This is a genomic window from Pseudonocardia sp. ICBG1293 (genome assembly GCF_020131355.1).
Lineage (GTDB): Bacteria > Actinomycetota > Actinomycetes > Mycobacteriales > Pseudonocardiaceae > Pseudonocardia.
On record NZ_JAHLEL010000044.1, the window covers coordinates 128245 to 140444 of the forward strand.

Here is a 12200-nt window from a genome sequence, read left to right on the forward strand (position 1 = left end):
CGGTGACGGTGCGTGCCGGTCGGGGGCGGTCCGATACGGTGTCCGCACCGGTGATCGGCGCCACGACGGGGCGCCGCCCGGGCACCGACCGACGACCCGGCGCCACCCGCGCCGACCACGCAGTGAGGACTCCGCCGATGGCCCAGCCGACCGAGGGTCCGCTCCCGCGTACATCGACACGACCAAGGCCAGCATCGCCCGGGTCTACGACTACGCGCTCGGCGGGAAGGACAACTACGAGGTCGACCGGGACACCATCGAGCGGGTCCGCAAGGTCGCCCCCGAGGTCAACCAGCTCGCCATCGACAACCGGGCGTTCCTGATCCGGGCGGCGCGCTTCGTCGCCACCCAGACCTCGATCACCCAGTACCTGGACTGCGGCTCCGGTCTGCCGACCGCGGAGAACACCCACCAGGTGGTGCAGCGACTGCAGCCGGAGGCCCGCGTCGCCTACGTCGACAACGACCCGACCGTCATCGCGCACGGTCGGGCGCTGCTGGAGGACAACGAGTTCACCCGCTTCTCCGCCGCCGACATCCGGGAGCCGGAGACGGTGCTGGCCGACCCGTCGGTGCAGGGCTTCCTGGACCTCGACCAGCCGGTCGCGCTCTTCCAGATCGGCACCATCCACCACTTCGACGACGCCGTCGACCCGCAGGCGATCATGGCCCGCTACATCGAGCGGCTCGCCCCCGGCAGCGTCGTCGCGATCGCGCACTTCTTCGACCCGGAGAACGCCGACAGCGAGCTCGCCCGGCGGATGGAGCAGGTGTTCGTGCACAGCCCGATGGGCAGCGGCCGGTTCCGCACGCTCGCCGAGATCACCGACCTGTTCCCCGGCCTGGACCTGGTCGATCCGGGCATCGTCCCCTGCTACCGGTGGTGGCCCGACGGCCCGCAGCTGCGTACCGAGGACCCGGTGCAGCGCTGCATCGTCGGCGGGGTCGGCATCAAGCGATGAGTTCGCGGGGCCCCCGCGGTCGGAGGGTGTGACACCCACCGAACACGGGAGGCCCACCGTGCCCGCCACCCTCGACCGCACCGCAGCGCTCCTGCACGACGCCGTCGACGCCGGGCGTGTCCCTGGGGTGGTCGCGGCCGTCGACCGGCCCGGCCGCGGCACCCGCATCCACGTCCTGGGCGAGGACGGCGCCGGGCACCTGCTGCGCCGTGACACCGTCGTCCGGATCGCCTCGATCACGAAGCCGGTGGTCGCGGTCGCCGCGCTCGCACTCGTCGAGGACGGGCTGCTCGACCTCGACGAGCCGGTCGCGGCGTGGCTGCCGGAGTTCGCCGCGCCGCGGGTGCTGCGCCACGAGGCCGCCGAGCTCGACGACACCGTGCCCGCACTCCGCCCGATCACCCTGTACGACCTGCTGACCTACCGCTGCGGGGCCGGGATGCTCCCCCGGTTCTCGTTCGACCTGCCCGTGCAGCACGCCACCGCCGGGCTGGGCAGCGACGGGCCACCGGGCAGCTATCCGTTGCCCGACCCCGACACCTGGACCGCGCGGCTGGCAGCGGTGCCGCTCGTCGCGCAGCCGGGGACGCGCTGGCTCTACCAGACCAGCGGCGACCTGCTCGGTGTCCTGCTGGCCCGCCGCTGCGGGACCGACCTGCAGACCGTGCTGGCCGAGCGGGTGTTCGGCCCGCTCGGGATGCACGACACCGGCTTCTCGGTGCCGGTCGCCGACCGCGACCGGTTCGTGCCGCTGCTGACGGCGGCCCCCGGTGGGGGCTTCGCCGTGGTCGACCCGGTCGACGGCGCGTGGGCGGCGCCGCCTGTGTTCCCCTCCGGAGCGGGCGGCCTGGTGTCCACCCTGGACGACCTGCTCGCGTTCGGCAGGGCGCTGCGCGACGGCGGCGCCCCGGTCCTGTCCCCCGGCGCGGTCGCCGGGCTGACGACCGACCGGCTCGACGCCGCCCAGCGCGCCGGTGCCGCCCCCCTTCCTCGACGACGGCACCGGCTGGGGCCTGGGACTGGCCGTCGAGCCCGGGGGCCGCTACGGCTGGGACGGCGGCCTGGGCACCGGATGGCGCTCCGACCCGTCGACCGGGGTGATCTCCCTGCTGCTCACGCAGGTGAGGTGGGACGGGCCCGAGGGGCCGGCGCTCGTGCACTCCTTCCGCGCTGCGGCGCACTCCTGAGGGTCGGCGGTCCTTCCCGGGCCCCGGCGACCCCGACGGCGACACCCGGGCGGTCGGAGGATCGCCGGCGACGGCCGGGTACACCCCGTCACACCGATTGCGGGACCGTCCCGGGAGGCGCATACTCGCCTTAATTCAACAGCAGTTGAAATGAGGTGGGTGCGATGACGGAGCGGACGACGTGCTGTGTGGTCGGGGGCGGACCGGCCGGGATGATGCTGGGCCTGCTGCTGGCCAGGGCCGGGGTCGAGGTGACCGTGCTGGAGAAGCACGGCGACTTCCTGCGGGACTTCCGCGGGGACACCGTGCACCCGACGACCCTGGACCTGCTCGACGACCTGGGGCTCGGCGAGCGGTTCGCCGCGCTGCCGCAGAGCCGGGTCGACGAGGTCGTGCTCCCCGACGAGCGGGGCGGCGCGCAGCGGATCGGGAACATGTCGCTGCTGAGCAGGGTCGGGGTGCGCCACCCCTACGTCGCGCTCGTCCCCCAGTGGGACCTGCTGGACCTGCTCGCCGACGCCGCGTCCGCCGAGCCGTCGTTCCACCTGCGGATGGACACCCGGGCGACCTCGGTCGTGCGGGAGCACGGGCGGGTCGTCGGCGTCCGGTACGCGACGACCACCGCCCCCGGGGAGGAGACCACCGGCGAGATCCGGGCCGACCTCACCGTCGCCTGCGACGGCAGGCACTCGGTCCTGCGCGAGGAGTCCGGGCTGCCGGTGACCTCCTACGACGTCCCGTTCGACACCTGGTGGTTCCGGCTGCCCCGCCGCTCCGACGAGGTGCGGGCGACGCTGCGTCCCCGGATCGGCGCCGGGCGTTTCGCCGTGGTCATCCCGCGCGAGGGGTACTACCAGATCGGCTACCTCGCCCCGAAGGGCGCCGACGCCCGGCTGCGCGCCGCGGGTCTCGACGCGTTCCGCGCCGACGTCGCCGACCTCATGCCGGAGTTCGCCGACCGGGTGGACGCCCTCACCTCGATGGACGAGGTGAAGCACCTCGACGTGCAGCTCAACCGGCTGCGCCGGTGGAACGTCGACGGCCTGCTCTGCATCGGCGACGCCGCGCACGCGATGTCCCCGATCGGCGGGGTCGGGATCAACCTGGCGATCCAGGACGCGGTGGCGACCGCGACGCTGCTCGCCGCGCCGCTGCAGCGCGGCACCCTCACCGGACGCGCCCTCGCCCGGGTCCGCAACCGCAGGCTGCTGCCGACCGTCCTGGTCCAGGGACTGCAGCGGATCATGCACCGGAACATCGCCGGACCGGCCCTGGCGGGGCGTCTGGACGGGCCCCCGGCGCCGTTGATGAGGCTGATGCGCGCGGTGCCCGCCGCCCAGATCGTGCCCGCCTACCTGGTCGGCGTGGGGTTCCGGCCGGAGCGGGCGCCGGACTTCGCCCGTCGCGACCCGGTACCGGCCGCCTAGACTCCGCGCCGTGCTCGCCCTGGACGCCCTCGACGTCGACCTGCTCGCGGCGCTGCGCGACCGACCGCGGGCCGGGGTCCTCGAGCTGTCGAGGACCCTGGGGGTGGCCCGCGGGACGGTGCAGGCGCGGCTGGACCGGCTCGAACGCGCCGGGGTGGTCACCGGGTACGGCCCGGACGTCGACCTCCCGGCGGCCGGGTACGGCGTGCAGGCGTTCGTGACGCTGGAGATCGCGCAGGGCGAGCTGGGCGACGTCGCCGCCGAGCTCGCGGCGCTGCCCGCGGTCACCGAGGCCTACGCGACGACCGGCTCGTCGGACGTGCTGTGCCGGCTCGCGGCGTCGTCGCACGAGGACCTGCAGGACACCCTGCTCGCGCTCGGCCGCTCGCCGCTGGTCGCCCGATCCACCAGCGTGGTGGTGCTGTCCACACTCGTCCCGCCACGGTGGCGCCCGCTGCTGGAGCGCGATCACCGGGAGGGACCGAGCCGGGCGCCCGCCTACCGGGGCTGACCGGATCCCCGTAGTTCGACGGTGCCCGCGCCGGGGCGGTCGGGGCACGATCCCTCCATGTCGAGGACGGTGCTCGTGCTCCTGCTGGTCGCGGTGCTGCTGGCCGGAGCCGTGGGTCTCGGATGGTGGCTCGGCCCGGGCCGCTACGAGCGCGTGCGCGAGCTGGCCCGGCAGGCGGCCGAGCGCGAGGCGCCGGGCGCGCTGCGCGTGCTGTCCGTACGGGGGCTCGGCGCCGCGGGCGGGTACGCGGTGACCGCCGCCGTCGTCGGCGACCCCGACGCCGTCGCGTCGTTCGGCACCGGCGCGCGGGGCGCCTGTCCGCCCGGGTCGCGGTGCGCGCTCGCCATCGGGCCCGCGGTGGAGCGGGCCCGGGCCGAGGCGGCCGAGCTCCGCAGCCTGACCGGCGTGCTCGACGGGTGCGGGGCGGACGTGGTCGGGATCCGCGAGCTGCGCCGGATCGACCGTCCCGGCGGGCCGCTCCCGGGGATCGACGACGCCGCGGGCCTGGTCGCCGAGGTGACCGTCGCCGACCGTCCGGGGACGGCCGCCGACGGCGGTGCGGCGCTGCTCGCCGTCCTGGACCGCTGCGCGGTCGACGCCGCGCGGGCCCGTGCCGGTCTGGCGGGCATCGACCCGGGCGGTCCGGTCACGCTCTCGGTGCGGGTGCTGGGCCGCGTCGAGCCCGTCCCGCCCGGGCCGGCCGGTCCCGACCGCCCGCGGGCCCTGGTCCTGCGCGAGGCGGCCGAGGCCGCCGCCCCGCACGTGCGGCACCGCACGACGGTCCGCCCTAACCGGGAGGGTGTCGTCCAGGGCGCGACGCTCGACTTCGGCCCCGCGGGCGACGCCGGTTACCGGGCGGCGGCGGAGGGCGCGGCCGTCGCCCACCTCGCGGCGACCGGCGTCCCGGCGGCGAACACCCCGGCGCTGCACGCCGCCCGTCAGTACCTGCCGGGCTCGACCGACCGGGTCCGCGCGTACGTGTCGTTCCGCTCGCCCACACGCGGCACACCGGGTGACGACCGGGTGGTCGCCGTGGACGTGGACGTGGACGGGTCCGATCCCGTGGCACGGCGGGTGCTCGACGCGCCGCAGCCCTGGCGGCTCCCGTTCGAGCCGAGCCTGCGCTGACCCGCCGGCGGGCTCAGCCCAGGTGGTGTGCGGCCCGGTGCGCCCCGAGCACGTCCAGGCCGAAGTCCGTCGACGGGTCGCGCCACACCGAGTGGGCGTGGTTGGCGTCGCGCTGGGTGTTGTCCCACTCGATGAGCAGGCGCGGGCCCTGCACCCGGTAGTAGTTCGGGGCGCCGTCCTCCAGCGGCCCCGCCCAGCCGAGGTGCACGGCGTCGAGCTCGGTGTCGTCGTCGTAGCGGGAGATCGGCTGCAGCGGCTCGGCGACCCGCTTCAGGTAGGTGCCCAGCAACGCGCGCAGCATCTCGCGACCCCCGGCGTCCAGGTCGGACGCCGGCACGCCGGCCGGGGTGCGCGACAGCGCGACGGTCGCCTTCTGCGCGTCGGTGAACGCGGCCCGCTCCTCGATGGCCTCGCTCATGTCGTCGAGCTTGCGCTGCTGCTCGGCGTCGGCGAAGGACCCGGTGCGCCAGATCCCGGCCAGCGGGATCCAGTTGTCCCCCTCCTGCGGGTCGGTGCGGTTCGCCGCCACCAGGTCCGGCGGGGCCTTGTCCAGCAGCACCGCACGCCCGCGCAGCTCGGCGGGCAGCGAGCGGACGAGGTCGCGGGCGAGGTCCTCGACCCGGCCGAGCGGGCGGAGCACGGCGTCGCCGAGCAGCTCGGAGGTGGCCGGGTCGGCGCCCAGGAAGCACGGGGTCGAGGCGACCACGACGCCGTCGACGACGAGGATGTTGACCGACACGTGGTGCCCGCCGAACCGCCAGCCCCAGGTGCCGGTGTCCCCCGGCTCGCCGAAGACGCGCAGGTGGTACATCTGCGGGTCCCGGCCGCGGGTCCGGTCGAACAGCGTCACGAAGCCCTCGGTGTGGTCGAGGACGTTCTCCAGCCCCATCACGGTCGCCACGGTCACGTAGGCGGCCCGCGACAGCCCGGACGCGACCAGCTTCATCGCGGCACGCTGCTGCGGCGGGAGCTGGTCGTGGAAGGTGAGCCCGCCGTGGTCGGTGGGGGTGTAGAACCAGCGACGGCGCTCGGCGTCGGCGTCGCCGTCACCGGTCGGGGCGTGACCGACGGCGACCTCCCGCTGCGCCGGGTCGAGGGTATCCAGCCAGGCCGACGCGGCCCCGGCCATCGCGTCCGCCGTCTCCCGGGTGTCCGCCGCACCGATCATTCTGCCGACGGTAGCGACTGCGGGCAGACTCCACCGGGCGAGATGCGCCATACTCGTTGTGCACAACTAATCGAGCCGGAGGCAACGATGCCCACTCCCACCGACGACAACCGCGACCTGCTCACCGTGATCGCCCGGATGCGGGCGAAGCCGGGCAAGGAGGAGGAGCTGAAGGCGGAGCTCGAGAAGCTGATCGAGCCGACGTCGAAGGAGGACGGCTACGTCAACTACGACCTCCACCAGGGCTGGGACGACCCCGCGGTGTTCTTCTTCTACGAGAACTGGGAGTCCGAGGCGAAGCTCGACGCGCACCTGCAGACCCCGCACCTGGTGCACTTCGTCGGGATCATGGGCGACCTGCTCGACGGCGAGCTCGTGATCCAGAAGCTGCGCCGCATCGCCTGACCTCAGCCCTGCCGGTACCCGGCCGCCAGCTCCGCGAACGCGGCCGGGTCCACCAGCGACGTCGTGTCGCCGGGCTCCCGCCCGGCGGTCACGTCGAGCAGCAGCCGTCGCATGATCTTGCCCGAGCGGGTCTTCGGCAGCTCCGCGACGAGCACGACCTCACGGGGACGCGCGACCGGCCCCATCTCCCGCGCCACGTGGGTGCGCAGCTCCGCGGCGAGCCCCTCGGTCGGGCCGTCGGTGACCGTCACGAACGCGACGACGGCCTGACCGGTCGTCGCGTCGGGCGCCCCGACCACACCGGCCTCGGCCACCCGCGGGTGCGACACCAGCGCCGACTCCAGCTCGATGGAGCCGAGCCGGTGCCCCGAGACGTTCATGACGTCGTCGATCCGGCCCTGCAGCGTCACGTACCCGTGCTCGTCGACGACGGCGCCGTCACCCGCCTTGTACCAGCCCTGCTCGGCGAAGTCGGCGAAGTAGGACGCGCGGAACCGCTCCGGGTCGCCCCAGACGGTCCGCGCCATCGAGGGCCACGGCCGGTCGATCACCAGGATGCCGCCCTCGCCGGGTTCGCAGGTCCGCCCGTCGCGGTCCACCACCCGCACCGACAGCCCCGGCAGCGGCCGGGTCGCCGAGCCCGGCACCAGCGGCGTCACCCCGGGCAGCGGGGCGCAGATCGCCGCGCCGGTCTCGGACTGCCACCAGGTGTCGACGATCGGGCAGCGGCCGCCGCCGATCTCGGTGTGGAACCACCGCCACGCCTCGGGGTTGATCGCCTCGCCGACGGTGCCGAGCAGCCGCAGCGACGACAGGTCGTGCGCCGCGGGCACCTGCGGACCCCACTTCATGTACGTCCGGACCAGGGTGGGCGCGGTGTAGTACACGGTGACGCCGTACCGGGCGATGATCTCGAAGTGCCGTCCCGGCTCCGGGGTGTCCGGGGTGCCCTCGTAGATCACCTGCGTGACGCCGTTGGACAGGGGGCCGTAGACCTCGTAGGTGTGCGCGGTGACCCAGGCGAGGTCCGCGGTGCACCAGTAGACGTCGTCGGGCTTGTGGTCGAAGCAGGCCCACGCCGTCCAGGACGCCTGGGTCAGGTAGCCGCCCATGGTGTGCAGCAGGCCCTTGGGCGTACCGGTGGTCCCCGAGGTGTAGACGAGCATGAGCGGGCTCTCGGCCGGGTGCGCCTGCGCCTCGTGGGTGTCCGGTGCGGTGTCGACGACGTCGTGCCACCACACGTCGCGCCCGGGGGTCCAGTCCACCTCCGAGCCGGTCCGCCGGATGACCAGGACGTGGTCCAGGGAGTCCACCCCGGCGGCGGCCTCGTCGGCGTTGGCCTTCACCGGGACGGCCTTGCCGCGGCGGTACTGGCCGTCGATGGTGACGAGCAGCTTCGCCGACCCGTCGGTGATCCGGAACCGCAACGCGGACGGGGAGAACCCACCGAAGACCAGCGAGTGGACGGCCCCGATCCGGGCGCAGGCGAGCATCACCACGACGGTCTCGACCAGCACCGGCAGGTAGACCACGACCACGTCGCCGCGGCCGACGCCGAGGGCGGTGAGCGCGTGCGCGCAGCGGGCGACCTCGCGCTGCAGGTCGGCGTAGGTGACGGTGCGCCGGTCCCCCGGCTCGCCCTCCCAGTACAGGGCGACCTTGTCCCCCGCACCGGCCTCGACGTGCCGGTCGACGCAGTTGCGCGCGACGTTCAGGGTGCCGTCGGCGAACCACGTGACCTCGGGCCAGCTGCTGCCGTCGTAGCCCTGCTCGGGCGCGCGGTCCCACTCCAGCCGCCGGGCCTGCTCGCGCCAGAACGCCTCCGGATCGGCGGCGGCCTCGTCGTAGGCCGCGGCGGTGACGTTGGCGTGCGCGGCGAGACCGGGCGGAGGTGCGTACATGCCGCCGATCCTCGCCGCAGGCGCCCCCGCGGCGCAGGCCGTCGTGAGACGACTCACCGGTGGGCGAAGGCCCGGTGGTGGTCGTCGAGCAGGTCCAGGCCGAGGTCGTTCTCCGGGTCACGCCACACCGAGTGCGCGTGGTCGGCACCGTCCTGGGTGTCGTCCCACTCCAGCAGCAGCCGGGGGCCGTGCAGCCGGTAGTAGTGCGGCTCCCCCGGCTCGACCGACCCGGCCCAGGCCAGGTGCACCTCGTCGAGGACGGCGTCGTCGTCGTAGCGGGGCATCGGGGACAGGCCGGCCGGTGCGCGGTCGAGGTAGGCCGACAGCAGCGTGCGCAGCTGCTCACGGCCGCGGTCGTCGAGGGCGGAGGCGGGGATCCCGGCGGGCGCGGCGGTCAGCGCGACGTCCTCGGTCCCGGGCACGGGGTCGCCGCCGGGCGGGCCCTCCCGGCGGATGGACGCGGTCGGCAGCGGCCGGTCCCCCGGCGCGACGAGCGGCCGGTTCGCGGTGACCAGGTCCGGCGGGGCCTGCGGGGACAGCAGCGCCCGGTCGAACAGCTCCACGGGCAGCCCGCGCACGATCGCCCGGGCCAGGTCCTCGGGCGGCCCGAGCGGACGGGACCGGGCGCCGCCGGGCAGTGCCACCGAGGCCGGGTTCGCCCCGAGGAAGTTCGGGGTGCTCGCGGCGACCCGCCCGTCGACGACGAGCAGGTGCACCGACACGTGGTGCCCGCCGAAGCGCCAGCCCCAGGTCGGCGAACCGGGGTCGCCGAACACCCGCAGGTGGTACAGACCCGGGTCGCGGAACCGCTCCCGGTACGGGCGCGTCGGCCAGCCCTGTGCCCGGTCCAGCACGTTCTCCAGCCCCATCACCGCGGCGACGGCGGCGAACCCCGCCTCCGACAGACCGGTCGCGAGGAGCTGCATCGCCCGCTGCTGCGCGGTCGGGGACTGCGCGTGCAGGGTCAGGCCCCCGTGGTCGGTGGGGGTGTAGAACCAGCGGCGGCGCTCGGCGTCGCGGCCCGCGTCACCGGACGGCCCGGCCCCGGTCGCGACGGCGAGCGCGTCCGGGTCCAGCGAGTCCAGCCAGGCGGCGGCCGCCGCGGCGCCGGCGTCGGCGTGCCAGGAGGCCGGGCCGGACACCGGGGGGCCGGAGGCCGGGGTGCCGGACGGGGCCGGGCCGGACGGGACGGGGTCGGTCACGTCCGCCCACGGTAGTCCGGTCGCTCAGTCCCCGGCGTCGCGCACGAGCAGTGCGATCTGCACCCGGTTGTCCAGTCCGAGCTCACGCAGCAGCTTCGAGACGTAGGACTTCACCGTCGCCACCGACATGTGCAGCTCCACGGCGATGTCGGCGTTCGACCCGCCGCGCGCGACGGCGTCGGCGACGTCGCGTTCCCGCTCGGCCAGCCGGGCCAGCCGGGCGCGGGCCGCGCGACGGCGGTCGACCGGCCCGCCGCCGTCGCCGCGCACGATGCCGATCAGCCGCCGGACGATGGCCGGGGACAGCACGGCGTCGCCGTCGGCGGCGGCGCGCACCGCCTCGACGATGCGCTCCGGCGCGGCGTCCTTGAGCAGGAACCCGCTCGCACCGGCGCGCAGGGCGCGGACGACGTGGTCGTCGGCGTCGAAGGTGGTCAGCACGACGACGGTCGGGGCGTCGCGCCGCGCGGTCAGCTCCCGGGTGGCGGTGACCCCGTCGACGCGACGCATCCGCAGGTCCATCAGCACCACGTGCGGCTGCCCGGCGGCCACCGCCGCCGCGACCTCGTCGCCGTCGCAGACGTCGCCGACGACCTCGATCCGGCGCACCGGCCCGGCGTCGTCACCGGGCAGCGTGTGCCCGTCGAGCATGAGCCGCAGTCCGGAGCGGACCAGCGGGTCGTCGTCGACGAGCAGCACCCGGATCGCGGTCACGTCCGCTCCGTCGGCCAGGGCAGGACCGCCCGCAGGACGTGCCCGGACGGCGTCGTGCCGTGCGTCAGCGTGCCCCCGGTCAGGGTCTCGACCCGCTCGCGTAGCCCGACCAGGCCGGTCCTGGCGCCCCCGGACGCGGGGCCGGCGATGCTCGGCCCGCAGCGGACGGTGACCGTCAGCTCGGCACCCGGCCTTCCGTCCAGGACGACCTCGACCCGCGCGCCCGGGGCGTGCCGGGCGGCGTTGGTCAGCCCCTCGCGCACCACCCGGTGGGCGACGCCGGCCAGCGGCCGCCCCGGCGGGGCGAGGGTCAGCAGCTCGGTGGAGCGCAGCCCGACGTCGACGCCGACCCCGCGGGCCTCGACCACGAGTGCGGCCACCGCACCCAGGTCGTCCACCTCGTTCGGGACGTCACCGGCGGGTTCGTGCAGCACCTGCACGATGGTCCGCAGGTCCTCCATCGCCCGGTGCGTGGTGTCGCTCAGCACCCGGGCGGTCTCGCGGACCGTGCTGGCGGGCAGGTCCCCGCGCAGCGCGAGCGCCCCGGCGTGCACCGACAGCAGTGACAGCCGGTGCCCGAGCCGGTCGTGCATCTCCCCCGCGATCCGGCGGCGCTCGTCGGCGCGGGCCTGGTCCTCGCGCAGCGCACGCTCGGCCTCGGCGCGGTCGAGCCGCTCGCGCAGGTCGTCGACCATCGCGCGGCGGATCCCGGTGAGCAGACCCGCGGTGACCGAGACGGCCTGGAAGGCGACGGCGCCACCGAGCAGCACGAGCACGGTCCAGCCGTCGGGCACGTTGCGGTACAGGGTGAACGCGGCGGCGCCGACGGCGAGCGCCAGCACCGGCAGCGTCTCCACCGCGCGCCGCCGGGTGGCGATCACGAACACCCCGACCAGCGGGAGGTAGGTGGCGATCGGCGAGACCACCGGCCCGAGCACGGCGAGCACCGCGAACACCCGGGGGAACCGGTAACGCCACGGGATGCCCGCGATCGACGCCAGTCCGGCGGCGAGCAGCGCCCACTGCAGCACCCCGGCGGTGGCCTGTGTCTCGGCGACCGTGAGACCTGCCGCGAGCACCGCGGCCACCAGCAGGGCGGAGATCACGGCGGGGCGGACCGGCACGCGTCGACCATAGGGGGCGGACCGGCGCCGTCCAGCAGGTTTCCGCTCGAACGGGACGGCCACCGGTCCACCTCCCCGTCCCCGACCCCCCGGGGTCGACGGTCAGCCTGCCGGGCGGCCCGGCGGCCGCGCACCCGTCGAAGGTCGCGCGCTGCGCGACCGAAGTCGGCGGGCCGCGTCACCCGGAATGAGTACGATTCGGACATGCCGGAACCGCACAGTCACCGCGAGAGCGGGCAGCACGTCATCGAGCACGCGCTCGAGCTCCTCGAGGCCGCCGACCGGGCGCAGGACTACCCGGAGGCCACCGACGGGCACACCGCGGCCACGGCGTACGCGGTCAGCGCGCTGTACCAGGAGATGCGCCACGGCGACGACCAACTGGCCGTGCTCATCTCCGCGGTGCGCGAGCAGACCGTCGTCCTGCGCGAGATCCGGGACGCGTTGCGGGGCTGATCCCGCCCGCGCCCCG

At 75.3% G+C, this 12200-nt stretch carries 12 protein-coding genes; 7 read left to right on the forward strand and 5 right to left on the reverse strand.

Annotated elements, in window-relative coordinates:
• Window positions 1-172: 172 nt before the first annotated feature.
• From KPF47_RS20615 to KPF47_RS20635, 5 genes are read left to right on the forward strand one after another with little or no spacing between them, the layout of a single operon-like run.
• The gene (locus KPF47_RS20615; RefSeq protein ID WP_224390912.1) at window positions 173-961 is read left to right on the forward strand and encodes an SAM-dependent methyltransferase; all 789 of its coding nucleotides are present in this window, start codon (window positions 173-175) and stop codon (window positions 959-961) included.
• Window positions 962-1019: 58 nt separating this feature from the next.
• Window positions 1020-2282, forward strand: a complete 1263-nt coding sequence (locus KPF47_RS20620; RefSeq protein ID WP_224390369.1) for a serine hydrolase — start codon at window positions 1020-1022, stop codon at window positions 2280-2282.
• A 30-nt stretch (window positions 2283-2312) separates the two neighbouring features.
• On the forward strand, window positions 2313-3575 hold the full coding sequence (locus tag KPF47_RS20625) for an FAD-dependent oxidoreductase (RefSeq protein ID WP_224390370.1): 1263 nt from the start codon (window positions 2313-2315) through the stop codon (window positions 3573-3575).
• Window positions 3576-3585: 10 nt separating this feature from the next.
• Window positions 3586-4086 (forward strand): Lrp/AsnC family transcriptional regulator, encoded by a 501-nt coding sequence (locus KPF47_RS20630; RefSeq protein ID WP_224390371.1) that lies wholly within the window; start codon window positions 3586-3588, stop codon window positions 4084-4086.
• A gap of 57 nt (window positions 4087-4143) precedes the next feature.
• Complete coding sequence (locus KPF47_RS20635; protein ID WP_224390372.1) at window positions 4144-5214, forward strand: hypothetical protein; 1071 nt, start codon at window positions 4144-4146, stop codon at window positions 5212-5214.
• Window positions 5215-5227: 13 nt separating this feature from the next.
• On the opposite strand, the gene KPF47_RS20640 is transcribed toward KPF47_RS20635, so the two are convergent.
• Entirely contained in the window at window positions 5228-6382 is a 1155-nt protein-coding gene (locus KPF47_RS20640; protein WP_224390373.1) for a DUF3500 domain-containing protein, read from the reverse strand.
• An 87-nt stretch (window positions 6383-6469) separates the two neighbouring features.
• Between KPF47_RS20640 and KPF47_RS20645 the strand changes: the two genes are divergently transcribed.
• Window positions 6470-6787: a putative quinol monooxygenase gene (locus KPF47_RS20645; RefSeq protein WP_073574481.1), complete on the forward strand. Its 318-nt coding sequence runs from the start codon at window positions 6470-6472 to the stop codon at window positions 6785-6787.
• Window positions 6788-6789: 2 nt separating this feature from the next.
• Here KPF47_RS20645 and acs read toward each other — a convergent pair whose 3' ends face one another.
• From acs to KPF47_RS40280, 4 genes are read right to left on the reverse strand one after another with little or no spacing between them, the layout of a single operon-like run.
• A complete protein-coding gene (gene acs, locus KPF47_RS20650) occupies window positions 6790-8688 on the reverse strand; it encodes an acetate--CoA ligase (RefSeq protein ID WP_224390374.1) in 1899 nt (632 codons plus the stop codon).
• 53 nt (window positions 8689-8741) lie between these two features.
• Complete coding sequence (locus KPF47_RS20655; RefSeq protein WP_224390375.1) at window positions 8742-9890, reverse strand: DUF3500 domain-containing protein; 1149 nt, start codon at window positions 9888-9890, stop codon at window positions 8742-8744.
• Window positions 9891-9914: 24 nt separating this feature from the next.
• Window positions 9915-10604 (reverse strand): response regulator transcription factor, encoded by a 690-nt coding sequence (locus KPF47_RS20660; RefSeq protein ID WP_224390377.1) that lies wholly within the window; start codon window positions 10602-10604, stop codon window positions 9915-9917.
• Window positions 10601-11728 carry a histidine kinase gene (locus KPF47_RS40280; RefSeq protein ID WP_224390379.1) on the reverse strand — a complete coding sequence of 376 codons (1128 nt, stop codon included), beginning with the start codon at window positions 11726-11728 and terminating at the stop codon, window positions 10601-10603. Before KPF47_RS40280 ends, KPF47_RS20660 begins: the two co-directional genes overlap by 4 nt.
• Window positions 11729-11932: 204 nt before the next feature.
• Here KPF47_RS40280 and KPF47_RS20670 point away from each other — a divergent pair, with 204 nt between their 5' ends.
• Window positions 11933-12184: a hypothetical protein gene (locus KPF47_RS20670; RefSeq protein WP_224390380.1), complete on the forward strand. Its 252-nt coding sequence runs from the start codon at window positions 11933-11935 to the stop codon at window positions 12182-12184.
• Window positions 12185-12200 lie beyond the last annotated feature (16 nt).